Origin of the sequence: Prevotella marseillensis, from assembly GCF_900625065.1 — a bacterium.
Classification (GTDB): domain Bacteria; phylum Bacteroidota; class Bacteroidia; order Bacteroidales; family Bacteroidaceae; genus Prevotella; species Prevotella rara.
The window spans coordinates 426,561-452,307 of record NZ_UYXY01000001.1 but is presented as its reverse complement, the minus strand read 5'-3'; the positions used below and the strand labels follow the sequence as shown (position 1 = coordinate 452,307).

26 protein-coding genes and 1 pseudogene are annotated in these 25,747 nt (G+C 46.9%); 8 read left to right on the top strand and 19 right to left on the bottom strand.

Features of this window, described 5'->3' with window-relative positions; translation table 11 throughout:
• The first annotated feature begins 410 nt into the window (after positions 1–410).
• The 3 genes from EJL04_RS01960 (at position 411) to EJL04_RS01955 (ending at position 3,163) form a co-directional block, all read left to right on the top strand.
• Positions 411–1,667 (top strand): transposase, encoded by a 1,257-nt coding sequence (locus EJL04_RS01960; protein WP_071149385.1) that lies wholly within the window; start codon positions 411–413, stop codon positions 1,665–1,667.
• Positions 1,668–1,956: 289 nt separating this feature from the next.
• Positions 1,957–2,304, top strand: coding sequence for a DEAD/DEAH box helicase family protein (locus EJL04_RS16530; RefSeq protein WP_338142727.1), 348 nt, complete (start codon positions 1,957–1,959; stop codon positions 2,302–2,304).
• Positions 2,228–3,163, top strand: coding sequence for a phospholipase D-like domain-containing protein (locus tag EJL04_RS01955; protein WP_234983071.1), 936 nt, complete (start codon positions 2,228–2,230; stop codon positions 3,161–3,163). The genes EJL04_RS16530 and EJL04_RS01955 overlap by 77 nt, the downstream gene beginning before the upstream one ends.
• Positions 3,164–4,033: 870 nt before the next feature.
• On the opposite strand, the gene EJL04_RS01945 is transcribed toward EJL04_RS01955, so the two are convergent.
• From EJL04_RS01945 to EJL04_RS01890, 12 genes and pseudogenes are all read right to left on the bottom strand, one after another.
• Entirely contained in the window at positions 4,034–4,726 is a 693-nt protein-coding gene (locus EJL04_RS01945; protein WP_125103928.1) for a TraX family protein, read from the bottom strand.
• Positions 4,727–4,780: 54 nt separating this feature from the next.
• Positions 4,781–7,117: a type IV secretory system conjugative DNA transfer family protein gene (locus EJL04_RS01940; protein ID WP_071122469.1), complete on the bottom strand. Its 2,337-nt coding sequence runs from the start codon at positions 7,115–7,117 to the stop codon at positions 4,781–4,783.
• 34 nt (positions 7,118–7,151) lie between these two features.
• A complete protein-coding gene (locus EJL04_RS01935) occupies positions 7,152–7,625 on the bottom strand; it encodes a hypothetical protein (RefSeq protein ID WP_071122470.1) in 474 nt (157 codons plus the stop codon).
• Between the two features lie 12 nt (positions 7,626–7,637).
• Entirely contained in the window at positions 7,638–8,510 is an 873-nt protein-coding gene (traN, locus tag EJL04_RS01930; RefSeq protein WP_125103927.1) for a conjugative transposon protein TraN, read from the bottom strand.
• Positions 8,511–8,644: 134 nt separating this feature from the next.
• Positions 8,645–9,883, bottom strand: a complete 1,239-nt coding sequence (locus tag EJL04_RS01925) for a conjugative transposon protein TraM (RefSeq protein ID WP_071122895.1) — start codon at positions 9,881–9,883, stop codon at positions 8,645–8,647.
• Positions 9,883–10,374: a hypothetical protein gene (locus EJL04_RS01920; RefSeq protein WP_071122472.1), complete on the bottom strand. Its 492-nt coding sequence runs from the start codon at positions 10,372–10,374 to the stop codon at positions 9,883–9,885. The genes EJL04_RS01925 and EJL04_RS01920 overlap by 1 nt, the downstream gene beginning before the upstream one ends.
• Before the next feature lie 21 nt (positions 10,375–10,395).
• Positions 10,396–10,992 carry a conjugative transposon protein TraK gene (gene traK / locus EJL04_RS01915; protein WP_005938437.1) on the bottom strand — a complete coding sequence of 199 codons (597 nt, stop codon included), beginning with the start codon at positions 10,990–10,992 and terminating at the stop codon, positions 10,396–10,398.
• An 18-nt stretch (positions 10,993–11,010) separates the two neighbouring features.
• Complete coding sequence (locus EJL04_RS01910) at positions 11,011–12,159, bottom strand: TraJ family protein (RefSeq protein WP_071122473.1); 1,149 nt, start codon at positions 12,157–12,159, stop codon at positions 11,011–11,013.
• A gap of 30 nt (positions 12,160–12,189) precedes the next feature.
• Positions 12,190–12,831, bottom strand: a complete 642-nt coding sequence (locus EJL04_RS01905; protein WP_200800565.1) for a DUF5045 domain-containing protein — start codon at positions 12,829–12,831, stop codon at positions 12,190–12,192.
• 25 nt (positions 12,832–12,856) lie between these two features.
• Entirely contained in the window at positions 12,857–13,555 is a 699-nt protein-coding gene (locus EJL04_RS01900; RefSeq protein WP_071122475.1) for a hypothetical protein, read from the bottom strand.
• Between the two features lie 14 nt (positions 13,556–13,569).
• Positions 13,570–14,307 (bottom strand): hypothetical protein, encoded by a 738-nt coding sequence (locus tag EJL04_RS01895; RefSeq protein ID WP_071122476.1) that lies wholly within the window; start codon positions 14,305–14,307, stop codon positions 13,570–13,572.
• Positions 14,295–15,857 (bottom strand): annotated as a pseudogene (locus EJL04_RS01890) (TraG family conjugative transposon ATPase); the annotation flags it as partial. The gene EJL04_RS01895 and the pseudogene EJL04_RS01890, both read right to left, overlap by 13 nt.
• A gap of 579 nt (positions 15,858–16,436) precedes the next feature.
• Here EJL04_RS01890 and EJL04_RS16295 point away from each other — a divergent pair.
• The 4 genes from EJL04_RS16295 to erm(F) all read left to right on the top strand — a co-directional run bounded on the left by EJL04_RS16295 (position 16,437) and on the right by erm(F) (position 19,543).
• The gene (locus EJL04_RS16295) at positions 16,437–16,604 is read left to right on the top strand and encodes a hypothetical protein (RefSeq protein WP_153877556.1); all 168 of its coding nucleotides are present in this window, start codon (positions 16,437–16,439) and stop codon (positions 16,602–16,604) included.
• Between the two features lie 2 nt (positions 16,605–16,606).
• A complete protein-coding gene (locus EJL04_RS01885) occupies positions 16,607–17,047 on the top strand; it encodes a retropepsin-like aspartic protease (RefSeq protein WP_048316574.1) in 441 nt (146 codons plus the stop codon).
• A 715-nt stretch (positions 17,048–17,762) separates the two neighbouring features.
• Positions 17,763–18,443: a UpxY family transcription antiterminator gene (locus EJL04_RS01880; protein WP_049129570.1), complete on the top strand. Its 681-nt coding sequence runs from the start codon at positions 17,763–17,765 to the stop codon at positions 18,441–18,443.
• A 299-nt stretch (positions 18,444–18,742) separates the two neighbouring features.
• Positions 18,743–19,543 (top strand): 23S rRNA (adenine(2058)-N(6))-methyltransferase Erm(F), encoded by an 801-nt coding sequence (erm(F), locus tag EJL04_RS01870; protein WP_002682030.1) that lies wholly within the window; start codon positions 18,743–18,745, stop codon positions 19,541–19,543.
• Between the two features lie 324 nt (positions 19,544–19,867).
• On the opposite strand, the gene EJL04_RS01865 is transcribed toward erm(F), so the two are convergent.
• Positions 19,868–21,154 (bottom strand): IS1380-like element ISBf11 family transposase, encoded by a 1,287-nt coding sequence (locus EJL04_RS01865; protein WP_125103926.1) that lies wholly within the window; start codon positions 21,152–21,154, stop codon positions 19,868–19,870.
• Positions 21,155–21,273: 119 nt separating this feature from the next.
• Between EJL04_RS01865 and EJL04_RS01860 the strand changes: the two genes are divergently transcribed.
• Positions 21,274–21,636 carry a hypothetical protein gene (locus EJL04_RS01860; protein WP_053078087.1) on the top strand — a complete coding sequence of 121 codons (363 nt, stop codon included), beginning with the start codon at positions 21,274–21,276 and terminating at the stop codon, positions 21,634–21,636.
• A gap of 80 nt (positions 21,637–21,716) precedes the next feature.
• Here the strand turns inward: EJL04_RS01860 and EJL04_RS16290 are convergent, their stop codons facing one another.
• From EJL04_RS16290 to EJL04_RS01835, 6 genes are all read right to left on the bottom strand, one after another.
• Entirely contained in the window at positions 21,717–21,872 is a 156-nt protein-coding gene (locus EJL04_RS16290) for a hypothetical protein (RefSeq protein WP_153093198.1), read from the bottom strand.
• Between the two features lie 21 nt (positions 21,873–21,893).
• Positions 21,894–22,442 (bottom strand): hypothetical protein, encoded by a 549-nt coding sequence (locus EJL04_RS01855; RefSeq protein ID WP_048317548.1) that lies wholly within the window; start codon positions 22,440–22,442, stop codon positions 21,894–21,896.
• Between the two features lie 19 nt (positions 22,443–22,461).
• Positions 22,462–23,727 carry a relaxase/mobilization nuclease domain-containing protein gene (locus EJL04_RS01850; protein WP_048317550.1) on the bottom strand — a complete coding sequence of 422 codons (1,266 nt, stop codon included), beginning with the start codon at positions 23,725–23,727 and terminating at the stop codon, positions 22,462–22,464.
• Positions 23,724–24,119 (bottom strand): plasmid mobilization protein, encoded by a 396-nt coding sequence (locus EJL04_RS01845; protein WP_048317552.1) that lies wholly within the window; start codon positions 24,117–24,119, stop codon positions 23,724–23,726. Before EJL04_RS01845 ends, EJL04_RS01850 begins: the two co-directional genes overlap by 4 nt.
• A 230-nt stretch (positions 24,120–24,349) precedes the next feature.
• Positions 24,350–25,192 (bottom strand): hypothetical protein, encoded by an 843-nt coding sequence (locus EJL04_RS01840; RefSeq protein WP_048317554.1) that lies wholly within the window; start codon positions 25,190–25,192, stop codon positions 24,350–24,352.
• A 97-nt stretch (positions 25,193–25,289) separates the two neighbouring features.
• A complete protein-coding gene (locus EJL04_RS01835; RefSeq protein ID WP_048317556.1) occupies positions 25,290–25,739 on the bottom strand; it encodes a helix-turn-helix domain-containing protein in 450 nt (149 codons plus the stop codon).
• Positions 25,740–25,747 lie beyond the last annotated feature (8 nt).

The following is a 25,747-nucleotide window of genomic DNA, read 5'->3' as shown; positions in this document are numbered from 1 at the left end:
CTTTTTTTGTCTTTATCTAATTTCTTACTATTTCGATGAAGCATATAGGAACGTAAGGATTGAAGATTCCTGAGAAATACAATAAAATTGTAGCCTTCAATATTGAGTGTTTCTAAAATTCTATCAAGATGTGATAAGGGTTTTTCTTTAGTTGATTCCTTAGTTTTTTCACCATTTACTACTTTTTCAATACTTAGTTAATTTTTAGTTTAGAGACTCATTTATAATATATTACGTCATATATACAGCACCTCTGACAGGAACTTGTACACCTGTCAGACAACCATAAACAACGAATCTTAAAATAGATGGGAATAATAGCCTGAAAGACTGAAAATAAGCGTCTAAAAAAATTGGCCAAGTCGCTAAAAATTAGTAAATTAGCAGTTGCCAGACAAACCAATTTGCTAATGGAAATTCAGCCACTTGACCAGCTCACCAAGATCATCAATGATGCCCTTGATGGCACTGCAAAGTTACGCAAAAGTTTTAAAACTTTCTTCGTCATTACTTCAATTCTTTTCCTAAGCATGACGAAACGTAAGAACTTCACCCAAATGGCGCTGTCCAGCGACTGCTGCGAGAGCCGTTTCAGACAGAACTTCCGGAAGAAGTTTGACTGGGTGGGATATAACCTTGCGTACTGCAGGGAGAAACTCCAGCACAGGATTGCCATCGCCATCGACCCGAGCTACATTCCCAAGTCGGGAAAGCACACTCCCGGCACGGGATACTTCTGGAGTGGATGCGCATCTGCCGCGAAATGGGGGCTTGAGATTCTGGGCATAGCGCTTGTTGATGCCGATGAGCGTGATGCCGTACATCTCAGGGCTGTGCAGACGGTGGACATCGTGTCCAGAGGCCGTCCTCCCAAGTACCTTGCGGGAATGGATGATCCAAATTCACTGCTGGCATGGTATCTTAAGGTCATTGCCTCTCAGAAAGATGCACTTTGGAAAGTCTGCAAGACGGTAGTTGCTGATGCCTATTTCTCGAAGAAACCTTTTGTGGATGGTCTCATTGCTTTGGGATTCAACCTTATAAGCAGATTCAGGAGCGATGTAAGACTGCGTTATCTTTATGATGGTCCCAAGACCGGCAAGCGTGGAAGACCTAAGGTCTATGGTGACAGGGTGGACATCAGGAATCTCGACATGAATGCGTTTGTGAGTGAAGACATCACCTCGGATGACAAGGTGGTAACACTCTATTCTGCGGTTGTCTGGTCGGCAGGTCTCAAGCGCAAGGTCAAGGTGGTCATTGTTGACTGCCTCGAGCCAGGCAGGAAGACTCAGGAGAGGAAGGTGTTCTTCTCTACAGACACCTCGATGTCTGCCAGAGACATCATGGACATCTACCGAACCCGATTCCAGATTGAGTACCTTTACCGCGATGCAAAGCAGTTTACCGGACTCGCCCACTGCCAGTCACGGAAGAGGGAATCACTGGACTTTGCGTTCAACATGTCGCTCTCCTCTGTCAACGTGGCAAGGGCTTTTGCCCGGAGTTGCGGCGTGCATCTTTCTGTCTCCAATGTAAAGACGCTGATTCATAATGCGGATATGATACAGAGATTTATTCGTATGTCTGGAAAGCACCCACACAGGCTATTAAATACCAACGATTTCAAAGAACTCTTATATTATGGCGTCTCGGACGCTGCGTGATTATCCAAAATTTAACGAACTATTGATTCTAAATATCGCTGTAATATTTTCAATAAGTTTATTTTAAAGGCTATTTATTGAATATTTCGCCATTTTTAGATAAAAACAGGGGTATCTTACGATAAAAACATCAAGATACCCCTATATCGACTTTACAGAAGATGAACTACCCCAAAAGTGCGGTCGTAAAAAGACCTTTTCTCCATTCGGTACATTGGATTCAAAGGGAAACACGTTGCATGGAAAAATAGACATCGCCCTGATACAGTCCTGTCTGGAGGGGAACGGGGTGAAGCCCTTTGTCCGAAACTACGGAATGGTGATTGTGGATGAATGCCATCATGTTTCGGCTGTGAATTTTGAACGGGTATTGAAGTATGTCAATGCCCGCTACGTCTATGGGTTGACGGCCACCTCCATCCGTAAGGACGGCCACCAGCCCATTATCTTCATGCAATGCGGGCCGGTCCGTTTTTCGGCTGATGCCAAAGTCCAGATGGCATCCCAAACCTTCGCACGCCTGCTTGTACCCCGTTTTACCTCCTACAGGGAACTGGCAGATGAAAAAATCCACTTATGCACGGATGGTGCAGAAAATGTCCGAAGACGTGAACAGAAACAGGCTCATCACGGATGATGTATGTGAAGCCTTGAAGGAGGGACAAACACCTATAGTACTGACCGGCCTTACCGCTCATGTAGAAACATTGACAAAAGCTTTGGCTCCTCATTGCAAACATGTAGTTACCCTTGTCGGTTCGGAACCGGCAAAGGAAAAACATCGTAGAATGGAATATCTGCAAAATGTACAGCCCTCAGAACCACTTGTCATCGTGGCAACCGGAAAGTATGTTGGCGAAGGATTCGACTATCCACGTTTAGACACCCTGTTTCTGGCATTGCCCGTTTCCTGGAAAGGGATTGTCGCTCAATATGCCGGGCGATTGCACCGGGAATATACAGGTAAGAAGGAAGTCCGCATCTATGACTATATTGACATCCGCATGCCGATGTGCGATGTGATGTACAGACGCAGACTGAAAGGATATGCATCTGTAGGTTATCGGATCAAGCAGGAGAAACCGGTGTATGTATCTGCTGAAAGCCTACAAGGCATTATTTTTAACGGACACACCTATCAAAAGTTGTTTCTCAATGATTTGTCCCAAGCCAAACATTCGGTCGTCATTTCTGCAACGAGGCTATGGCTGAGCAAACATTCCCCCATACTTGACATGCTGAAGGAATTATCGGCACGAGGCGTGGAGGTTTTCGTCTTGGTCAAAAACAAAACAGAGAAGGAAGAAAAACTGAAAGAGACAGGAATCCGGACCAGGGTCATTGATTCATTGTCGATGGACGCTGTTGTCATTGACAAGTCTTTGCTATGGTATGGAAGCGTCAATTATCTTGGTTACAATACGGATGAAAACAATGCCATACGCATTAGTGATTCAAAAGTGGCTGATCAAATTTTGGAAGTTCTATATACATAACATCTGTCGGTCTTTTATCCAACTTGTACAGAAGAAGTATATATAGATGGAATATCGTTTTTTCATTAAACAGCTATTGGTGTTATGTTCCCTGCGCAGCGTACCGTCAAACTCGTAGTACACGTCCTTTCCGTTTTTCATTCCTTCTTTGTAGAAGCGTTCCTTTTCCAGTTTCTCCTTTGTGTAAAACGTGCGGTGAGCACCGTCCAGTTTGCCGGATTTCTAGGATTTCTCTTCCGTTACCCTACCTTCATCGTCATACTTCCTGCAGGTTCCGTCCTTCCACCCTCCTTATAGGAACTTTTGGCTTTCAACTTGTTGTAGATGTACTCTTCATAATCGCCATTGAAAAGACCGCCCTTGAAACGTTCAAGGATATAGGAGGAATGGTAGCCGTCGATAATGCGGTGCTCTCCGTCAAGAGGCTTGTCGCCCGAAATTTCCCGGTGGAGAATACGGCCGTCTTCCAGGTTTATGCCTGTGATACCATCTATCGGCTACTCTTTCTGTGCATGAAACAGTAAAACACATAGTGCGGCTACCAACAGCAGAAAATAACAGTTCATTCGTTTCATACTTTTGTTGTTTTTAGATTTGTTTCTATTCTTTGATTCTCACTCTTTCTTTAAGGTACATACCCTTCGAACAGGATGCTGTACAATCGCAAATTTACACAAAGGAACAAAAAAACAACAGAGTGGGCTGTTTTTATGCTATAATAGTTTTCGAAAGGGAATTGTCACAGCCTTTATGGAAGAAAGGAATTAGATAATAGCACTATCAGGAAAGCAAGGAATGGTACTACATCAACAAGGAGGGGAAAAAAATAAAACCTGAATAAGGACTCAACCTTACCCACATTAAGATAGATTACTTTCCTATCAGAACCAAAAGAATCAGATGCACTGGATAAAACGCATAGAACCCATACTTCGCCACCTTGCCATGAATGAAGCCACGTGTTCCATCATAACAGGCAATCACCAGGCAAGCCAGCAAAGCGCCAACTATTCCATAGTGCATCATGAGTGGAAAGGCACAAAATAGCTGCGCCTTTCTACACGAGGGAAAAGAAGGATTGCTGACGTTCCCAAACAGGTAGAATACCACCATCATCAGTACCCCCCGCCACTCGTAGTCCACTCCGGACCAAGTGGCGAAGCCGGCTATAGAAAGGATGACAGCCCCACAGAGGATGCCATCCTTTTTTAATGCTTTTATCGCAGCCAGCGCCATCACGCCCAATGTCAGGGTAAAGAGTACATTGTGCGTCCCGTCTGCGCCATTCAGCAAGTACCACGGCACCTCACTGACTACAGCAAATCCCAGCAGCTGCAGGAAGTACTTCATCCGGTTTCGGGTATGCCGGAAGCCCTCTGCAATGAGAAAAGCAAACACCGGAAAAGCGATGCGACCGAAGCAGCGCATGACCTCGTAAAGAAGTGTGCCGTGCTCCATCAAGTAGTAGGCACTGTGGTCTGTCACCATCGAAAGGACGGCAATGACCTTCAGTGTACTACCACTCAATCGAATTGAAGTATTGGTGGAATGAAGTATCTTCATTTCGCTGTATTACAATATTCTACGTTTATCTGTAAAGATACTGCTTTAAGGTGGTTATGCCATACCCAGCAGTTCCTTGACCATCTTGTCCACCTCCTCGTTCACCCGTTTGAAGTTGCGGTTCAGCATGATTTCCTTCTCGCGGTCGTTCTTGAACTCATAGATTTTCGGCAGCGGTACATAGTGGTCCTCTTCGTCCTTAATCTTCTTCATGTCGAAGTGCGTCTTGCAGAAGTACTTCGTGGTCTTGAACTCCTCCGACTGCTCGATGTCGAAGTGGTTCAGCATGCTGTCGTCCGTAGCCGTGAAGTCACGGGCAGCCTGACCCGCCAGCCAACCGGTTGCCATGTCCGCAATCTTGGCGGCAGGCACCAGGTAATCCATCTTCTCGGAAATGGTGGTCGATACCTTGTTGTCGTTGATGGAGATGGATCGGGAAGTCTGCTTCGCCTTACCGAACACATCATTCTGCGCCCATTCCAGCGTTTCCTTGTTACGGGCAGCACCCATGAAGATGTTACCGCAGGTCGTAATAATTTTCTGCATGCCCACCTTGCCGTAGTCCGCTTCCAGCTGTGGCAACTCCTGAAAGCCCAAGGTCACCGCTACCTTGTTGGAGCGAGCCGTACCAATCAAGCGGTCTATCTTATGGAAGTAGAGTGTAGGCAGCTCATCCACGATGATGCTCACCGGGATGTTGCCCTTGGAATTGACTCGGGTAATCAATCGGTTCAGCACCAGTGCATTCAATGAACCGATGACCTGTTCCTTCTCCGGGTCGTTGGCAATCACGAGATAACTTGGATTTGCCTTGTCCGAAATCTTCAAGTCGAAATCATCTCCCGTAAACACCCAGTAGGCTTCGGGAGATACCAATCGGGCGGCATTGACACGAAGGGTACCCACCATACCTTCCAACTGGTCGTTCGCCTTGTTTTCGTAGGCACTCTTGAAGGGCGCCATGAGGGAAGCAATCTTGTCGTCCTGCATGAGGATGTTGAACACCTGGTCGTAAGACCTGCCAAGGAAGGAAAGCACATGCGGCATGTCCGAATACTCCCCTGTGATAGTGTCCGGCTCCACTTCCTTGCCTTTATCATCCTCGTACCAACAGCGTTCGATGTGAACTTGTTTACCCGTCCGGTCCAAATACGAGAAGCCGTTTAAATCTACAAACATCCGGTCTTCATCCGTTGACACGTCGTTGCCGTCTTTGTCCACAAAGTCCAGGATGGTGTTGCCTTTTTCATCGAGGGCATGGTAATCGTCCCAATTCCGTATCACCAATTCCAGTTTATTTCCCTCGGGTATGACCACTTCGGAGTCTGGTGCCAGGGAAACATAGCGTTTCAGCTTCTTGCCATTCTTGAAGCCTACCGGATGGAAGTTCACAAAGAAATAGATGATGGCTGCCAAAAAGTTCTCTGCCGAATTGGTAAAAAACGCCTCCGAACCGCCTTTCTTTTCACCGCCTCCCTTGTTCAGGGAAGCCAGCAAAGTAGCAGCGGTTTCCGATGCTGCCGCCAGGTCCGGAATATACTTGCGCTGAATCGGATTGATGCGGTCGGAATACTCCACATCCGTGAAGTTGATGATGCGAAAGCCGCAGTTTTGCGGCAGTTTACCTGCCTTGCGGTTCTTACAATACTGATAGAAAAGTGTCTTGGCCAACGTCGGGAACTTGAAATCGTAGCACATGATAGCAAATCCCTTGGCAGCGTGCTGACGGATAAAAGGATCGATGATACCGAACGACTTACCCGAACCCGGTGTACCCAGCACAATCGTCCCACGGAAAGGATTGATGATGTTGATCCAGCCCTTGTGCATCTTCTGCTTCCAGTAGTAAATCATCGGGATGTTCACCGAATAGTCATTGTCTACCAGAGTTTCTGATTGCTGGAACGATTCGTTCTCGAAATTGAAACGGTCTTCACCCACCTTGTAGTTGTAGTACTTGGCAATGCCATCTAGTCCCTGATGCACCAGCATGGTACCTACCACCGAACAGAGCGCATACAGGATGCGGTTGGCTGGGAAGCCAAACCAGCTCATGCCGATATTCATGCCGTGAAAGATAAAACACATGCCGACCAATGTCAATCCGGCCAGCACCGGATAGATGACCATCGTCTTCACGTTGAACTTCAATGCCTTCTTTGCCTTGGTGCCGATGCAGACTACACAGATGCAAATCAGCTCAGCCACCTTGCAGCCTGATACGGAGTTGAACACCTTGAAGCGTGCCAGAAGGTCCAGAATAAACTGCGTGCCACGGTTATCCGCCGTAATAGGAAGATTCATCACAATCTCGATGATGAGAAAGATGTAGATGCAACTGCGGAAGTAGTTGTACATCTGTTGCTGTTCCCGGGTTTCTTCGAATGCCATTGTTATTGCATTTAAAATACACGTTAAACGATAATCAGAACGGAATCTTCACACCCAGTAAGAGTCCGTTGCGGAAGGTATCTCCATGCAGGAAGTTGACGTTGTTCTTCTGGATCAGCGAAAACTCCCAGCCGTTCTGAAAGACATAGCTGTATTCAAAGCCGGCTTCCACACCGAGGAAGAACTTCTTCTGGGTGGCACCGAACTGAGGCCCCAAACGGAAGCGGAGCATGCCGTTCTTGTAACGTACCAGTCGCTGCTTATAGACCAATCCGCCATCCCAATAGTAGCCCTTCCAGAATCGGCAACATGTGGGTTTTTGCCAATGATTCCCCACTTCACCATAGATTTCCACGGCATTGCCATAGCTCAACGGATGCTCGTAACCAATCATCGCATTCAAGGTATTCGGGAACAGGAAACCGGCATTCAGCGTGAGTTTCTTGTCCTGTGCGGATGCCGAAAGCACGGCAAACGCACAACAGATAATCATTAAAATCTTCTTCATATCGGATAGGTTTTAACGGTAAATGTAATAGTATGGATAGCACGAAGAGTTCTTCAAAATGTCCGAATCAAAGCCATCGGCATTGAGGATGTCTTCGTATTCAATGGTGAGCGTAATCACACGGCCACTGATTTGGTTCTCTGAGATTTCCAGACGGAGTACCTTCTCATCCGGGAAGGTCAGCTTCTCAATCACCAGCACATTGCGGTAATTCTTCTTGAATTTCTTGACCGGGTTCAACGAGTAAATCGGTGTCAGTTCGATGGTCTGCGAGTTGGTGGCTTTGGTCTCTTTTTTATCCGTCAACTTCACGCGGAGTTCCTCAATGTCGTAGGCTATCTTCGTCTTGTTTTGTAACGAATAATCAATAAAGAAATAGTCACCGATGGTATAGATGTTGTTGACGATGGCCTTCATGCCATGGGCGTTAGACACCACCTGGTTGTACTTGCGTTTGCTGCCATACACCGCCCACGCATAGCGCACCATTTCGGCCTTGGGCATCGACACCTCGGGGTTGATATAGGACTGGGTATCGCTATAGACCACTTCAAAAATGGAGGCTGCCATGCTGGGATAATGGGTATAAACCACGTCATACTGAGCGATATGGCGCTCTCCAATCAGGGTGATGGTGCCTAAGAGCTCATTCTCGCTGAACGCTGATTTCACTGAATCCTGCTCTAGATAAGGCTTGATGCGTACCATGTTGTCGGCACACTGGTTGCCCATAATCTTGGTCGTGGAGATGTCCACCAACTTGATGTTTTCTGGCATGACGATGTGGGTAGTGACCTCACTGTTCACGTAGATCTTCTCCTTGGCTGCAGCCTGTACGACAAAACCTAGAAGACCGAAGAAAAGTAAAAATAATTTCGCTTTCATATTATGTAATTTTTATGATTTACTGATTTGATTATTTGTTGATTCCGTTACTTGTAAACTTACTTACTCTATTACTTGTAACCTTACTTACTCTGTGATTAGTAAGATAGTTTACCTATTTTCATTCTTGACCTTTACCTTGCTTCCTCCGAATTTATCAGATACACAATCGTGTTGTACTTGATTTTCGCTTTATTCTTGCGTATGTTGGACGAGATGGCCGAAGAAGCTGAGTTATAGACGTTTTGCAAGGCTTGCAGCGCCAAGGCTTCACCTGAGATACCGGAACCATAGCCATCTTCCGACTGGAAGTTGATGTTCTGCTGCACGGCACTGGAGCTGGCATCCTTTACAAACTCACGGAAAGAACTTTCCGGTACATAGAACCCTTCCATGCCGTCATTGTCAAATACTGAAAGCTTCACGTTGATGAACTTATCACCGACCAGAATGCTGGTAATCGTGGCCTTCACACGCTGCTGTCCGAAGCCTGTCACTGTACCATAGAGATAGGTGCCTTTCTTCAACTTGGTGTTGCTGACGGTAATATCATCCAGCAACTTGAAACGAAGTCTGGTTCCTTCTTTTGCCTTGGTGGTCTGGTCAATCATAGCGCGAATCAACTTGGCTTCAGCTACATCATCGGGGGATGTTACCGTGTGGAACTTCTCCGCATTGGTATCACCGGATTTGATAACAAGCTTGGGGCGGTTGCGTTCCTTTTCAGCCTGACGGACTTTGGCGATGGAATCAGTACTTTGTTTCTCAGCCAACTCATCCCGGTCAAAGCGACCGATACCCAATCCGCTTTCAATGGCCTTCTGGCGCTCGTAACTTCTGCGTTGGATTTCCTCCAGGTCACGGGCGAAGTCATCCTGTGAGGTATAGCCTTCGGATGTTCCGGAAGGATTGCCTCTCTGACCTGTACGGGAGTTTCCTGTACTGCCAGGAGCATTGTCCCCGTATGCAAAGGAGTTGATGTGTCTTCTGGACTCGGCCAACGACCTCTCCAGTTCCTCCATTTCCCGTTGCTGACGAAGCCGTTCCGCTTCTGCTGCATCCAGTTTGTTGAGTTCGTCTTCGCTGTAGCCATGCTCCAGTTCCTCGTTCTCTTTCTGTTCTTCACCGATGGCACCAATCGCAGTGAAGGCATCTTCGTCCCCGAAGCGGCGCGACATCTCATACATTTTATCTCCGGCTTCCTCCGCATTGGCTTGCGGCAGTTCCGTATTGATGCGGTCGGTGGCAACCGTCTGTTGGGCGTCCTCGCTGCCTCCGAAGGTCTGCATCACGAAGTACACCAGGGCACACAGGGGAATGAACACCACCAACGGGAAGATGTACTTGGGCTGTTTGAAATTGATTTTTCTGATCATGGATGGTCATTGTTTTGAAGTGATTTGACGATGGATTCCAGCCGGTTGTAACTTTGTACGATGTGGATGGAGTCCTGATGGCTTTTACGCGGTATTGCAATGAGCGAGTCCAGTTCCTCCCTAAGCAACTGCCCTTCATGGGTCAACTTTGTTAGCGTGGAACGGTGTACGCTCTTGTTTGTCTGAATGGTACGGAATCCGGAAAAGATGGGTTCCAACTGGGCAATGCTGCTGACATCCGGCTCACGTTTGTCTGACAAGGTCATGCTGTCAATAGCCACGGTACTTGCCAGCAGGAAAAAGAGCGAACCGGTGACATAGGCAAAGGTGCGTTTGGGATGCTTCCTTGCCCAGATGTTAGCCAGACGGATGCGTCCTGCCAGGCGATATCTGGTGCCGACGGCTCTCAACTTGGGTTGCAGCCAGGAGCGTATCAAGTGATGCGTCTTGAGCCTGCTTTCCTGAAGTGTCTTTCTAAATGATTTCATGGGGTACTTATTCTCTAAATGTTAGTAATCGAGGTCCTTGTTCTCCAGTGTCCTCCAGTTCGTGATCATCAAACCGTGCGGATTGTTTCGGGTACGGGGGACTGATTCGATGTAGCCTGTAGTAACCATGGAGCGTTTCAAGTCCCGGGTACGGCGCTTGATGAGCTGCGTTCCGTAGTAGGTGAACTTCCGTTCGTGTTCGTCGAACTGAATGGAGTCACACATGATGGTACACACCGCTGAAGAGGAGATGATGTCGGAATAGAATCCGTTCTCATCCAATGCCTGCTTCTGCTTGAGGGCAGTACCATCTGCCATGTACATTGCCTTGCCGACCGTCCACTTGATGTAGTCGTTGTCGGGAGGCAGGTTAAAGAAATACTGATGGAAGAGCTGGATATGCGCCTTGGCTTCCATCGTGAAGTTCGCTTCCAACTGGGCACGCTGTGCCAGGAAGGGAATGTCACCGTCCAGTATGTAAATCTGCTCCCGTTCTTTTGTCACGAGCGAGATGCAGCACCAGACGGTGAACCCGCAGATGAGGGTGCAGCCACCTATCGTGGCCAGCACCGTCATCAGGGCGAGTTTCGTTTTCTGTGCTAAGGATTCTATAAGCATAGGGAATGGTTTGAGTGATTACTTCTTGTTGTTGCTGTTCTTGGATTTGCCCGGTCTGACCAGAGAAGCGGCACCGCTGGCTACAGAGCCGACCACACTTCCTGCCATACCTCCTGCCATTGCTGTCATGCCCATCACGGTACTGCCGGCTGCTGAACCTGCACCGGAGCTGACACCGCCCGGAATTAGCCAGGAAGCCACTTCGGGCACAAAGCGGATGATATAGGCACCCACCAGCATCCCCATGGCATACATACAGTTGGAACCGATACCCTGCAGTCCCAGTGCGCCGATCTGTTCCCAGGAGTTTACCGAACCATGAAGCAGGTGGTTGTAAGCTATGAGGTCCTGCTGCAGGTTATAGAGCAGGATGAAGTCAATGTAGTAGATGCACATATAGGTGACAAAGCCCCACAGCGAGAGGGAAAGGAACTTCGACATCCACTGGCTCCAGGCCGAGTTCCAGGGCGGAGCCAGAGACAGGGCGAACATGATGGGACAGAAAATCATCATGATGGCCATGAAGATGCGCTGCGCCACCAGAATGCCGTAGTAGGACATCTGGAATATCAGTTCCCCCACAAAGCGTATGACATCGTTGATCCATTCGCTCATCTTGGTTTCAGCCGCCACCGCTGCCCGCTGCGCATAGTTGTTGATGGTGTTGCCCAGATTCTCCACGTTGTAGATGAGTTTGTCCCACCAGGCAGCATCCTGTCCGATGGCGGCTACCTGCTGGGCGGTGGAAATGGAGTCCTGTACCTGCCGCAGGCGGTCGAGGTATTCACTCTGTTTCTGTGCCACCTTCAGCTCGAAAGCGGCCACTTCCTTGTTCTTGGCTTTTGCCATGGCCTTGGTAGCGGTTTCCAGTCCTTTGCCGGGAACCTGCAGGGCCTGACAGATCCACGAGGAAGAAGAGATACAGATGGAAATGCCGATGATGCGCAGGAGTTTCATCACGTCCATGCCGCGCCGTCCGAGCATCATCATCCAGCATTCGTAGGAGCCTACACAGAGCGCCAGCAGCAAGCCGATGATGCGTGCCAGTCCGACGGCATCCCCCAGCACCGCCACATTGGGAAAGGTTTCCATGGCGACCAGCAGCTTGTCCAGACTCTCGTCAATGGCAGGCAATCCGATGGTTAATGGTACTAACAGTAGATTCATATTTCATTCTATTTTTATTACATAATCCTTTTAATAGTGTGTGGAAGCCACTGCACAGAGGTTGGCGGTCCGTTTGACCAGTTCCTCCATCTTTTGCCGGGCTTCCTCGTAAGCCTTCTGCCGTTTGGCATTCTCCAGTCCGTAACCGACTCCCATCTTGTGGATGTAGGCGATGTCGGCACAGAGGATTTCATTCTGACGGCTCAGTTCGTCCACCTGGTACTGGAGCTTGCCCTTGCTTTTCTGCATGCAGTAGAGCAGTCCGTCGGTGATACAGTCCTGCATCCGGTTGAACTCGTCCTTGTAGGAAGGAAACATCAGATCCACGTTGCGGTCTGCCTCGCGGAGCAGTTCCTCCTGATAGAGTTCCTCCATCTTCTGCCGCTCTTCCTCCACTTTCTTGATTTTCTGCCGCTGGGTCTCTTCCGCCATCACCCGGGTGGGCATGATGCGTTTCACGTTGGACTTGTGCTCCTTGAAGCGCACCCGGAAGCCGGATTGAAATCCTGCCCACTTCCAGTACATTTCCGCTCCCGAGTATTTCTTATGAAGGAAGAAATAGTACCAGTCCGGTGCGAAATTCCAGGGGCCGTTCTCCATGGAGCGCCACTGCCGCTGTTTCTCCTTATCATTGGCCTTTCGCTGGGCATGCAGACCGGAAGCCATCGTCATGCCCAGCAAGCAGAGTAATAAAATTCTATACCGCATATCCTTTGTTCCATTGATTGATGACACGATTTGCTATCTCGTCCTTCACGTTGGAGTTGAGTATTTCCCAGATGTAGTCGGGCTTCCAGCCGCAGTCGGTGATGAGAAAGCAGTAGAGGTTCGCATTGTCCACGATGTAGCGGGCCTTGTCGATGGTGGCTTTGAGCGTCATCACCAGATTCAGCTTCTCGTCCATGGAAGCCTTCATCAGGTTGATGCCCGAGGCGGCCACGGAAGCATAGAGTTTGTAGCAGTGCTGCACTTCCCGGGCTATCGCCACGTTGGCATCGGCATAGTACCAGCCTACAAAGGGCTTCTTCTTGACATGCTTGAAAGTGTTGGAGGTAAAGTCCTTGTACTCCTTCACCAGCATGTAGAGCGAGTTGGCGGTAGAGGAAATGGCTCCGGCCAGTACCAGATAGGAATGGGCATTGCTCATCTTGGTGTTCAGCGTGGTCCGTACCTCGTTGAACTTGTTGGCACCTTTCGTCACCAGCGACTGTTCCCCGAAGCTGGTGACCACTCTGCCCAGTGCCTGGTCCTCGTCCTTCTTGATGCACTTGTGCAGGGCTATCAGCGCTTCAATGGTCGGCAGATCCTTGGGGATGACCACAGCAGTGGCCGTACCCGGCACCAGAAGGGACAATACCAGACAGACTGCGCCCAATTTCTTTTTCCAGTGTTCCATAGCTTTTTCATCTTTTAGTTAGCAGCCACTAGTCCGTTCCAGTCCGATACCAGTCCGTCCACATGGTTTTTCATGGTGACCATGTTGGCCCATCCCTCGGGGTCGATAGCAAAGCAGAGGTCATTCAGCGTGGCATACTGTGCCATGAGCATCATGCCGTCCACCTTGTAGCGGATCTCATTCATGTGGGTGTAGATGGAGTTGGCCAGCGACATCCGTTCGTAGCGGTCGAGCATGTTGTAGCCGTCGCTCTTCTTCTCGGCAGTGCCTTCTCCCTTGAGCGGATTGGAAATCCTCGCATTGTTCACGATGTTTACGAAGTTGCCCACCAGCTGCTGTGTTTCCATCACCAGCCCTCCCAATTCCGTCAGGCAGTAGAGCTGGTTGGTGAACTTCGCCTTGCTGACCGTCTTTATCAGTTCCGGCACATTCCGGATGATGTCGAAGGCGCAGCTGCCGATTTCCTTGTAGTACAGGCTCTTCGTACCGAAGCCGGAGATGTTCTGCATCGACAGTTTGTAGAGTTCCTTCATCGTGGCCATGCTGACCGAATAGAGTTCCACCTTCTGCTGCTTGGCGGCGATGGTGTCCAGCCGGGCATTGTGCTGTTCCTCGATGAGTTTCTGGGCGGCAAGGTTGGACGATACGATTTTGATGCAGTTCTTGTCCACAACTACACGCCAACCTGCAAATGATTGAATAGATGCTGTAAGAAACAACATGACTAAAAAAGCAAATTTTAACTTGACCATAATGACATGACTTTTTGATGTTGATTGACTTTTCTGGCAAATTCCAGATACTTATGGCCACCGTCCCGTTTGCGGTCCGCCTCGATATGCGTGATGGCTTCCTGCATGGTTCCGTAGTGGGCCAGATAGAGTTTGAGGGCTTCCTTTTCCGTGCGTTCGGTAGTGTAAGCCCAGTAGCATTCCGGTGCTTCTTCCACACCGTACACATCCGAGTTTTGTCCCCGGCATATCCACACCTCCTTGAAGTAGCTGCGTCCTTCCCGGTTGTTCAGGGCATTGATGGTAAATATCTGCTGCCGCTGAATGGGGGTCAGTCCCAGGATGGCGGCAATGTCCTCGTAGCGGTCCTTGAACTTGGTCTGGTCGAGCAGTATCTTCACATCGGAGTTGTTGATGATGGCTTCCTTCACAATGGGCGAATCTATCACATCGTTCAACTCCTGGGTAACGACACCTGCAATGCCGTGGAACTTTCTGACCGTTTTGTACAAATATTTTATATATTCTGCCATGGTGGGTGAAGCAATCGCCTTCCACGCTTCCTCGATGATGAGTGCCTTGCGTCCTTTCTTGATGCGCATCTTCTGCAGGAACACATCCATGATAATCAAGACAACTATCGGGAAAAGCACGGGGTCATCCTTAATCTTGTCGATTTCGAAGACGATGAATTGCTCATCGAAGAGGTTCACGTCCAGGTCGGAGTTCAGGGTCATCTCCAGTTCGCCTCCCCGGTAGAACTGCTTCAGGATAGCTGCGAAGTCGCGGATGTTGAACTGAATCTTCTCCTGTGCCACGATTTGCGGAATGCGTTCCAGGGCAAACTCATAGAAGGAATTGAAGGACAGTTCACGGACTTTCAGTCTGCGTTTCTGTTCCTCGATGTGGTCTATCTGCTTGTCTATCTTGATAAGCATGGAGTTGTTGTAGAGTTCCTTCTTGTAGTTCTCGATAATCTGCAGGGCACGTTCCTTTTCCCCTTTGCTGGCAGCTTCATCTTGGGCAAGGGCATAGAGCGAACGGCACTGACGGAGCAGTTTGAGTCGCCGGGCTTCTGCAGGAAGCATGAGTGCCTTGCTTTCCGCCTGCTTGTCCATTTCAGCATCCTGAATCTGGGCATCAATGTCCTCCATACTGTGGGAAAACTTGTCGTAGTCTTCTTCCATCTTGGAGGCAACCAACAGCTTTTGTCTCAACCCTTCACGTTCCTTTTTGGTGAACTTGGTGAAGGGATGGAAGTAGGCTTCGTAGTATTCCACGATGGTCTGGTTAATGAGCATGTCCTCAATCTTACTTGGAAAGTCGTTTCCTTTGAATATCAAGAATATCAAAGACTTCAAGAAATTCTTCTTTTCCCCGAAGTTCAAGTCATACTCTTCCTTTGTTACCTTGAAAGGATTCATGGAGATGGGCTTCTCCTTGGAATAGGATATGTAAGTGCCCTTGTAGTAACCGCAGATACCTTCATAGGAGTCGCCCGTATCAACCATAACCACATCCGTCTCTTGCTCCAGCAGCTGTCTGACCACGCTGTTCATGTGGAAGCCTTTTTATATCTCCTAACACGCTGAGCTACAGCACTCTCTTGAAAACAACAAATTCAAAACGGTACAAATTTTGAACAGGCGAAAATCTATAGTTCAAAGCACTCGGCAAAGAGAAAAAACTATGACAGGGGTAAAAAGTGGTTTTAAGATTATTTATGAAAATATTTTGGGTAATTTTGGCTGATTGCTATCCAAAGAGCGCATTTTTGATAATAAGTCCCACCTCCATCAGCCATAAAGAGTGTGACAATCGAAAAAGAAAAAGAGGGATGAGAGAGCCTTCTTGGTGGCTTCAACATTGGGCGAAAATGGATGTCTTGTACCTCAGTTGTATCTCAGTCGGCATATATTGCTGATAGACAATGCAGGTTAATAATTCGGCGGCAATAGAATAGCGTTTGAAAGACGTATTCATTGTTTAGTAGTTTTCCTGATAAAATGTTAAATTTAGGGTAGTTAGATTAGTTTTTCTTCCAATTGTTTGGTTTTTTGGAATTGAATGCCTACCTTTGCATTGACAAATCCCGCTCGCTTCCCATAAGAACAGCGTACCCAGCGGGACATTTTTTAAATTGTAGGTATATGAAAGTTATAAAGAACAAGACAATAGATTTTGCAACCGCAGTTCAGGCTCCCGTCATTAACGGAAATAGAGCTGCACGGACAGGTTATGTCCGTTTGGTTCGCCTTATCACTGACGAGCCTGTTCCTCAACAAACTTCATATACGGGAAAAATTGAGTTGAGGTAGGAATGGCTGTATATACAAAAGAATACGAATCCCAGCCAGAGGCTATTCTTACAAACGTCATTATCTGTCCAGCCGTAGATTTGTCGGCAAACGTGGCTGTTCCTGTTCATTGCCAAGTTGAAAATGTATTGTGGGACACAGGAGCGACCAATACATTGATTTCACAGGAAGTTGTAAATGCTTTAGGGTTACAACCGAAGAACAAGGCTCTTATTTCGAGTGCAGGAGGTGATGTCGAATCCTGGACTTACCTTGTTCATGTTATCCTTCCAACAGGAACAGCAGAGTTGAATGTTCAGGCTCTGCTTAACGACAATTCAGACTATGATGTGGTGATTGGCATGGATATTATAAATTCATGCGACTTCTGCTATACAAACAAAGACGGCAAAAGTACATTCTCCTTATGTCATCCAGCAAAGGAGAAAATCATTCTGAAATAAACCAGCCATAGGCTTTCTTTCAAGAAAGACATGTGCGACAACAATAATGACAGATGTGACATTCGCATCTGTCTTTTGCTTTTTACGCCAATAAGAGGCCATTTCCTTACACAAAATATACGAGATTTGAGCAAGAATTTAGTTAATTATGGTTAAATTTAAGGTTTATACATACTTTTCCATAACAAAATGAGGTTGTATTGAGATTTTCTTTGTACTTTTGCAGCGGACTATTATCGCCATGTTTATAGCCATTGAGGTTAGACGTGTTCTTTCGTGATGGCATACAAGGCAGCCTACGCCGTGCTGAGTATGGCGGAGTCATAATGACAAAGCGGTACAAAGCGGGCATTGGGTGGGAAAGATAGTCCAGACATAATGAAGGCGTTTACTAACGCTCTGTTTAAGACAGTCTGTAATCTAGCAAATTAACAGTTATCATAGTCTTGAGCAAAGCCAACGGTAGATGTCCCGGGTGTGATAATATCGCTCCTGCGGAGACCTGTAAGCACGGATTGTACCTTTTCGGGCACAACAATTGTTTATTATGGTCTCCTAATGGAAATGATTATTCATATCGGCGTGGGCTCTGACGTTGTCTGTTCAACTATGATAGGCAATTGCTAGAGCCTCAGACTGTGGAATAGACAACAGACGTTTCCACGCTCTTTTTATGTCTATATTGCTATTAACGAGCAACGACATATAAGCCGATATGAACGCATTGCTTAATGCGCATACCAAACGAGGTTGCGATTCACCTCCTCACATTGGATTTGCCTCCAATGTCTCCCCCGAAGCCCAAAGCTCACAAACAGGGGTGTCCTCGGAATATGTCCAGCAGGAAGGTTACAACTGGTTTGTTCTTCGTGCTACTTATAACAGGGTAAATGCAGCCGTAGAGAAAGCAAAGAAGAATGATATTAAGACATACGTGCCGATGCACTATGTACTAAAAGTGATTGCTGGGAAGAAGAAGCGAATACAACAGCCTCTTCTTCCCAACTTTCTTTTTATATACGCCACAAGGGAACAATCAGACAGTTTTGTGAAAAAGACAGTTGATGCCCCAATCTCTTTTATAAAATATTATTTGGATAAGACGCTTCCTCCAGAGGCAAACGGTAAAAATCCTCCGCTTATTATACCATACAATGCAATGATAAATTTTATCAAAGCAACAAGTACTGATAGTGAGCATGTACGCATTGTTACAGCGGAACAGTGTCACTATAAAAGTGGAGATAAAGTACGAGTAATAGCTGGTGACTTCAAGGGAGTGGTTGGAAAAGTTGCCAGAATAGCAGGACAACAAAGAATTGTTGTTGAGATCTCGGGATTGTGCCTTGTCGCTACTGCGTATATTCCTACTGATTTTATTGAGATTGTCAAATAATGCCGAAAGGCATATTGTTTAATTTAAATTTTTTATTTTATGAAGAAAAATGGTAAGAATGAAGAACTTCAGTCTCGTCGTGAGTTCTTTAAGAGAGCCGCTAAAGGTGCTCTGCCTATTTTGGCTGGTGCAGCTCTCCTGTCAAGTCCTATCTTGTCAGAAACTGCAAATGCAATGTCATGCGCAGGATGTAACAACCGTTGTATGAACAGTTGCTTCAACACATGTCATGGTACTTGTAGCAGAACTTGCTCCGGTACTTATAAATAAAGTTAAATCAAAGTGTTGCGGAATTAAGGATGACAAAAAAGAAATTGCCCGTTCGTTTTACGGGTCAGCACTTTACTATTGATAAAGTGCTAATAAAAGATGCAATAAGACAAGCAAATATAAGTAATCAGGATACGGTTTTAGATATTGGGGCAGGCAAGGGGTTTCTTACTGTTCATTTATTAAAAATCGCCAACAATGTTGTTGCTATTGAAAACGACACAGCTTTGGTTGAACATTTACGAAAATTATTTTCTGATGCCCGAAATGTTCAAGTTGTCGGTTGTGATTTTAGGAATTTTGCAGTTCCGAAATTTCCTTTCAAAGTGGTGTCAAATATTCCTTATGGCATTACTTCCGATATTTTCAAAATCCTGATGTTTGAGAGTCTTGGAAATTTTCTGGGAGGTTCCATTGTCCTTCAATTAGAACCTACACAAAAGTTATTTTCGAGGAAGCTTTACAATCCATATACCGTTTTCTATCATACTTTTTTTGATTTGAAACTTGTCTATGAGGTAGGTCCTGAAAGTTTCTTGCCACCGCCAACTGTCAAATCAGCCCTGTTAAACATTAAAAGAAAACACTTATTTTTTGATTTTAAGTTTAAAGCCAAATACTTAGCATTTATTTCCTGTCTGTTAGAGAAACCTGATTTATCTGTAAAAACAGCTTTAAAGTCGATTTTCAGGAAAAGTCAGGTCAGGTCAATTTCGGAAAAATTCGGTTTAAACCTTAATGCTCAAATTGTTTGTTTGTCTCCAAGTCAATGGTTAAACTGTTTTTTGGAAATGCTGGAAGTTGTCCCTGAAAAATTTCATCCTTCGTAGTTCAAAGTCGGGTGGTTGTCAAGATGATTTTTTTGGTTTGGTGTCGTCTTTTTTTAAGCTGCCGCATAACGGCTGGCAAATTGGCGATGGAGCCGACTTTTAGCACAAATGTTGAATAGAATTACTAATCTTCAACATTGCACAAAAGTTCAACCTCAAATCCGCAACCGCCCTCATAAGATGACACAGAGGTCAAAAAGGTAGCGACACTGTGGCAAAAGAGGGTGCAACGCAGCAAAAATCGCCACAAAGACGCATTAAATCCCCTTACCCCACCATGCGACTTGAGGCAATACGCAAAATCACGACCATAAGTTGTCGGTGTCATCCAAAGTCATTCTGGAACACATCAGCATAAGCGTTGTTGCATGAATAGATATTCAGCACATACTGCCTTGATGTCCTGACCCATTTGGCTGGCACAGAGATGAACTTGAAGACAAACGCCTTGATGCGGCTTGTTGCTTTGAGTCCGAACCTCTTCACGTCAAGCCTCGCCATGATGAATTTATAGAAGTTGCGTATGAGTGCCGTAAGCAGAAGAAACACCGTGTTTTCTCCCATGAAGGATTTTGGAAGCCTGTTCCAGCCGAATCCGTTATTCATGTCATCGAAGATGCGTTCCTTCCCTCCACGGAGGTTATAGAATTCGACAATCTCTTTCTCGGAAGACTCGTAGTCATTTGTAAGGATGCAGCGGTAGGTGTATTCTCCTTCCCACAGGTCGAGTTCGCCGTCTATCCGCTTCTGTCTTTGAATCACAAGACGGTATGCCTTCCCTTTCCATTTCTCGATGAGAATGGAGGCCAGCTCAAACTCAATGCCGCCCAATTCCACTTTCTTCCAACCTCTGAGGGCAAAGATGTCATTGTAGAGCGAACTGCATCGGTTGGCACGGATATAGAAGGTCTTGCAGTGTTTAGCAATCTCTTCCACTATCTCTTCAGAACACGAGCCGCAATCAGCTCTGAAACGGTTGATAATAAGCTTGTTCTGTTCAAACCTTTCAAAGAACCTCTTCAGCGTGTCCTTCTGGTGGAAACGGACATTTGTGTTGCCGTCGCTGTTCTCAATGCCGACAATCAAGTCGCCAATAACCGCCACGCCAGGGTGATAACCAAGGAACTTCTTGTATGTAGGCTTCGCATCATACTTCTCAGCCTCTATGAACTGGTGGTCGAAGTCAACGTCATACCCCTCGCCCTCTTTCAGTTGCCCTGTGGACAATAGGCAATTGAGGAGCAGTGTATTCAGCTTGTCTGCCGTGTTGAAGTCGTAGGTCTTGCCAGTGTCGGATGTGTAGGAAATGTTATCCTGGGTCAGTTCCTTTATGGCTCTGAGAATCGTGTCGGCACTGCATGTGCGAAGTGTCGGATGAAGCGAGAGGTGGTACATCAGATGAGTGGTGACATCCTCTATGCATGAGCCGCCACAGAAATAAACGCTCATAAGCGAACGGATGATTTCGCTGTATTGATAACCATACAGCCTGCATCTCATACCGAGGGTTGAGTCGATTACAGATGAGAGATTGGAGTCAAATTGCTCCATTATTGAAAAAATTCCTCCAAAAGGAGAGAGTTTCTCAGATTTTATTGCTACCTTTGCCATGTCTGTCGGGTTTGATACATATTTTGATTTGCAACACTAAGATAGGTGAAAAATCTGACATAGCAAAATCCTGAGCAACTTTTTGTTGCTCAGGTACTTATAAAATAAGTTAAACTAAAATGCTGCGGAATTTAGGATATCTTGAAGAAGAACGTAATGAACAAATTAGAAAAGAAAATGAGAGACGATTCCAACAAGAGCAACAAAGGATAAACAATCAACGTCTTCATGAGATTAATGAACGTAATCGCATTGCTTTAGAACGGGAAAATGCGAGGAGAAGAGCAGAGGAAAAAAGAAAAGCGGAACAAAAGCGAAAAGAAACCAGTCGCACAAACACAAATGTTCCTCCGTCGCAACCGAAGAATAATCGTTGGTCAATAGGCTCTAATCCAACTCTTCTTCCACGAGCAACCTCATCAAAAACAGCAACTACAAAAACAAACTCATCTAATAAAACCGATGGAAAAGAGGGAAAGTAAGTAATCTTATTGCAAAATGAATTGTATATGCAGTCAATCGCCAGTCGGTTGGCTGCATTTTTTCTGTGTGCAAGGATGGTCTATTCGCCACCGATGGAGGGGCGGTTAGCACCGCTCGCCTCCAGATAGTCGTTTACTGCGTCACGCATGGTGAACTCTCTCATGCCTGTCTTTGCCCAGTAGATAAGGGCATCAACAGCGGCTTTTCTTGCCTTGCTGTATTCGTTGTCTGTCATGATTCTGATGTTTTGAGTTTTCTAAAAAAGTGTGATGCATATCCAAATGGTGATTTCAACAAAGATGATAGACCAACTTAGGAAAGCCAAGCCGAACATCCAGGCATAGGTGCTACCGTTGAAGTATGCACCCTCCTCGATATTGCGGATTCGTTTAAGCTCTTTCTGCTGGTGAGTGAACAGGTCGTTTATCCGCTTCTCATGCTCGTCAAGGGCTTGCTTGAAAGCAGAAATGGCGGTGTTGTTCCGCTTATCCAACTGGGCAACTCCTTCATCGTTGATGCCGACTTTGAGGTTGCTCTGCTCTGCCTTGACTATGGCATGGCATATACTATCCACGATGTTGTCCGTGCTCCTGTGGGCAGCCATAAGTGCCACTTTCGTTGATTCCAACCTCCGATAGGCATTGCCCAGTTCCTCCTTTGCCTCATAGAGTGCTTTCTTGGCTGATTCAATCTCTTTCAGGGTCACTTTGATTTCTTCCTTGCCACTCTCGATGTTCTCGTCCTCCTGCATCTGATTGTACAGGTTAAGCACATCCTGTGTGGCATCTTTCTTGTTTCTTCCCATACCGTTCTTGTTTGAAAAGTTATCGTTTCATGCCTCTCTTTATCGGCTTGCAGAGTGTGTTTGCTTGCATTGCGCAACGTCTTGCCCATTCACGGTCATCATCGTCCTTATCACGTCCCCAGCCACTGCCAGGACTGCCACCGCCACCACATGACTCAGACATCGATGTGGCAGCATCAAGGTAGTTCATGAAGAGCAGCATGGCTACATTCAGAATGTCAGTGTGGCTTGCGGATCCATTCTCGGGAACTTCGATACAACTGTTCATCGTGTCGTAAGCAGTTCTCGGCATGACTATGCTGAAACGCTCACCATCGACTTCAATAATCTTTCTCAATCCGGCAGGAAGGTCAGGTTTGGCAACATTGCTTGTACGAGACAGACCACCTTGCGATGCCGTATTTCTGCTGTCCAATGTGGTAGCGTTTGAAACAGAAGGAGAAGGTCTTTGACCAACTGCAACAGGTGTTGGCTGAGGGTGCAGCTTGCGGAAGGTATTCCCGATTTTCGATGCGGTGAGATTCCTTCCTACACCCAGTTCGGAAGCCTTGATGGTAGTTTTTCCGAACTTGAAGCGGTAGCCATGCACCCTGCCTTGACCATTCTTGTCACGGATAAGCTCGATGTCATATCCCTTTGCCCTCAATCGGTCGGCATATTCATCCCAATCAAAGAACGGCATTGAACGCAGCACATCCATACAGGCTTTGGTCACCTCTGCAATGCGTTCCTGACGAATATCCATGGCATCCTTCCAACCATGACGCTGATTGATGGCTTTCGCAGCCATCACGGCACGCTCACCGATGAACTTCACATCATTGAGATTACCGTCCATGTCGATGCGGTTCACCACCAGATGCAGGTGGGGAATGCCACTCTTGGAGTCACGGTGAAGGGCGGCAAAATATTGTGAGTTGGCTATGTTGGTCGGCTTGACCGAAGTTGCAGCCTTGCCTTTCTTCTTGCCGATGTGGTTCACCTTGGAGATACCATCCATCTCACGAATGAACTCGTCAAGGAATCTTCTCCAGTCCTCCATAGTCCAGTTACGTGCCTCCTCCTCAGATGGGGAAAGCTCAAAGCGGATGGACGTCAGTTCGATGGGCTTCTTGGCATACCTCTGCTTGAACATGGACTGATGCAGCACCATCTCGTCCCACATGCCCATCGGCGGCAGACCCTCGCTGAGATGGTTGGTCTTGACGATGTCCGCGCGATTGTTTTTGGTTGCGTAATTGGTCATTGCCTGACCATGCTGAATTGCTGACGCTTTTGCTATCATAACATATCCAAGAATTTGTCTCTAATGCGGCTCAATTCCTCTATCAGGGTGTTGATGCCTTGAAGCCAACGTTCCATGAAGTCGGCTCTCTTGAAGAGTTTTAGTCTCTCGGTCTGTGGCAGGGCATGAAGCGCATTGCGCACATAAACCAGTTCAGACCTTGCCCCGATTAAGCCCTTCAAGGCTTCCTCCTGCTCTGCGGTCATGGGTAGGGATGGCTTGTGTCCGATGCCTAAGTCATGAAGATATGTGCTCTTGCTCCTGCCTGACAGTCGGGCATTATGTACTACCAAGTCGTAGTGTTCTTCTGTGAAACGAACGTCAATGTGTCTGGTCTTCGGAGGTCTCTTCCTTGAGGTTTTCTCCGTGTTGTTATTCTTGTCTTTTGTCATTGTAGATGGGGTTTATAAAGTTTATACTTGATATAACAGGACAGCCAATGTGAGCCTGCGAACATTCAAGAATGCCAGTAGGAAGCGGTGGGCGAAGCGAAACCGTCTGACACTGGTACTTCTTGTTTAGACCTCCGAAAAAAAACTACGGCTAATAGAGGTAGCGGCTTCTGGATAGCTTGCCTGTCGGGAACGTCAATAGTCGAAATAAGGGAAAAGTAGAGATGACATCATGAGTGACTTGGGGTGATATGCGCGCCATGTCTCTCCGTGTGATCCTCGCATCGTCCTTCATGGGGCGGTGGCTGCAAGAGGTTGCCCTCGTCATCATAGACAGGAGACGGCAGCAACTCAATGGGTGATGCCCCTTCTCCTTGATTGCAGTCATCTTCTGACGGCTGTCCAACCTCATACTCAAAATGGTCATCACCTTCCTTTTCCCTTTGTTTGAAGTCTTGTGGTATCGGAGAAGGATCTGAAAGTCCATCCCCGATAACATGAGAATTAACGAAAGGGGAAGAGGTATTATAAGAGGCAGGAACATGGGGCTGCAGAATGTCAGTAGTGGCAGGATTGACGCTGCTGTCTTTCTGCTGACCTATGCCATTGGAAAGATTGCCTTCCGAAGAGCAAGCGGTATCGGATGGGACATTGGACACCGATTCCTCTTGGGTGGCGGAAGTCACGGATTGACGGTTGTAGAAGGGGTTCTTGATGGCTTCCTTGATGCCGTCAACGTACCAGAAGGCGATGCATAGTATCGTATGTATGGAGGTGCGGTTGTTCCTCTCGGTTGAGAGGATGCCCACCTGATTGAACAGTTCCACCACCTTTGCCGCTGTCTTGCGGTCACACTTCCAAAGGGCAGACAGCTCAACGGTAGAGATGGCAAACTGCCCGATGGAGAGAGAAGCGGAGAAGCCTGTCTTCAGATAAACACTTGGCTTGGTGGATGCCATTGATACAAAAGTGCCGAAGGCGGTCATGCGGTGGAAGCCCTGCCTGTCATCCTTCAAGAAATCGAGCTGTTCCTTGGTCAGCAGGATTCCGTATTTTATGCTTTGGTTACTCATCTTGAAAAACTGATTATTAGTGAAACGGATTACTCAGCAAAGAAAGAATGAATAGTTTCTCTTTCCCCTTTCGTAAAAAGTAGATTACATGATTCTCTTATCCGTCATGCCATTCTTCCCCATCAGGATTTTTCTCGCCCTTGACCCTCTTCATGGAGGCAGGCTTGTTCTTCTTGCTTTTCTGCAACATTGCCAGATGAGCCTCGAAGTCTGCCTGTTCCTCCTGGGTCGATTCGTAAGGCTTGTCCCATGAGCCACCTGCCTCAATCCATTTTATCAGCTGGTCTTTGAAGAAGTAGAGCGTGTTCCCTCTCTTGTAGAAAGGAATGCGCCTTTCAGATGTGTAAGCATAAAGCGATGAGACTTTCTTTCGGACGAAGGCACTTGCCTCTCTGATGTCCATAAGAACATGGTCATTCTCGCTCGGAGCATTGCCTATTCTCTGACCAATGTCATCAAGACGAGTCATCATCGTATTGACCTTTGTCAGAAGTTCGCCAACTGCACTGGGCAGTTGGTCGAACGATAATGATTTGTTTTCTTCCATTTGTTATC

What these genes read in the sequence shown, in the direction of transcription:
- EJL04_RS01960 (WP_071149385.1), top strand. Translation starts at nt 411, where the DNA reads ATGGAAATTCAGCCACTTGACCAGCTCACCAAGATCATCAATGATGCC.
- traN (WP_125103927.1), bottom strand. Translation starts at nt 8,510, where the DNA reads ATGAAAGCGAAATTATTTTTACTTTTCTTCGGTCTTCTAGGTTTTGTC.
- EJL04_RS01900 (WP_071122475.1), bottom strand. Translation starts at nt 13,555, where the DNA reads ATGGAACACTGGAAAAAGAAATTGGGCGCAGTCTGTCTGGTATTGTCC.
- EJL04_RS01865 (WP_125103926.1), bottom strand. Translation starts at nt 21,154, where the DNA reads ATGGCAAAGGTAGCAATAAAATCTGAGAAACTCTCTCCTTTTGGAGGA.
- EJL04_RS01860 (WP_053078087.1), top strand. Translation starts at nt 21,274, where the DNA reads ATGCTGCGGAATTTAGGATATCTTGAAGAAGAACGTAATGAACAAATT.
- EJL04_RS16290 (WP_153093198.1), bottom strand. Translation starts at nt 21,872, where the DNA reads ATGACAGACAACGAATACAGCAAGGCAAGAAAAGCCGCTGTTGATGCC.
- EJL04_RS01840 (WP_048317554.1), bottom strand. Translation starts at nt 25,192, where the DNA reads ATGAGTAACCAAAGCATAAAATACGGAATCCTGCTGACCAAGGAACAG.
- EJL04_RS16295 (WP_153877556.1), top strand. Translation starts at nt 16,437, where the DNA reads ATGAAAGTTATAAAGAACAAGACAATAGATTTTGCAACCGCAGTTCAG.
- EJL04_RS01845 (WP_048317552.1), bottom strand. Translation starts at nt 24,119, where the DNA reads ATGACAAAAGACAAGAATAACAACACGGAGAAAACCTCAAGGAAGAGA.
- EJL04_RS01935 (WP_071122470.1), bottom strand. Translation starts at nt 7,625, where the DNA reads ATGAAGAAGATTTTAATGATTATCTGTTGTGCGTTTGCCGTGCTTTCG.
- EJL04_RS01945 (WP_125103928.1), bottom strand. Translation starts at nt 4,726, where the DNA reads ATGAAGATACTTCATTCCACCAATACTTCAATTCGATTGAGTGGTAGT.
- traK (WP_005938437.1), bottom strand. Translation starts at nt 10,992, where the DNA reads ATGCTTATAGAATCCTTAGCACAGAAAACGAAACTCGCCCTGATGACG.
- EJL04_RS01850 (WP_048317550.1), bottom strand. Translation starts at nt 23,727, where the DNA reads ATGATAGCAAAAGCGTCAGCAATTCAGCATGGTCAGGCAATGACCAAT.
- EJL04_RS01905 (WP_200800565.1), bottom strand. Translation starts at nt 12,831, where the DNA reads ATGACGATGGCTTCCGGTCTGCATGCCCAGCGAAAGGCCAATGATAAG.
- EJL04_RS01895 (WP_071122476.1), bottom strand. Translation starts at nt 14,307, where the DNA reads ATGGTCAAGTTAAAATTTGCTTTTTTAGTCATGTTGTTTCTTACAGCA.
- EJL04_RS01880 (WP_049129570.1), top strand. Translation starts at nt 17,763, where the DNA reads ATGAACGCATTGCTTAATGCGCATACCAAACGAGGTTGCGATTCACCT.
- EJL04_RS01940 (WP_071122469.1), bottom strand. Translation starts at nt 7,117, where the DNA reads ATGGCATTCGAAGAAACCCGGGAACAGCAACAGATGTACAACTACTTC.
- EJL04_RS01955 (WP_234983071.1), top strand. Translation starts at nt 2,228, where the DNA reads ATGAAAAAATCCACTTATGCACGGATGGTGCAGAAAATGTCCGAAGAC.
- EJL04_RS01835 (WP_048317556.1), bottom strand. Translation starts at nt 25,739, where the DNA reads ATGGAAGAAAACAAATCATTATCGTTCGACCAACTGCCCAGTGCAGTT.
- EJL04_RS01920 (WP_071122472.1), bottom strand. Translation starts at nt 10,374, where the DNA reads ATGAAATCATTTAGAAAGACACTTCAGGAAAGCAGGCTCAAGACGCAT.
- EJL04_RS01855 (WP_048317548.1), bottom strand. Translation starts at nt 22,442, where the DNA reads ATGGGAAGAAACAAGAAAGATGCCACACAGGATGTGCTTAACCTGTAC.
- EJL04_RS01910 (WP_071122473.1), bottom strand. Translation starts at nt 12,159, where the DNA reads ATGAATCTACTGTTAGTACCATTAACCATCGGATTGCCTGCCATTGAC.
- EJL04_RS01885 (WP_048316574.1), top strand. Translation starts at nt 16,607, where the DNA reads ATGGCTGTATATACAAAAGAATACGAATCCCAGCCAGAGGCTATTCTT.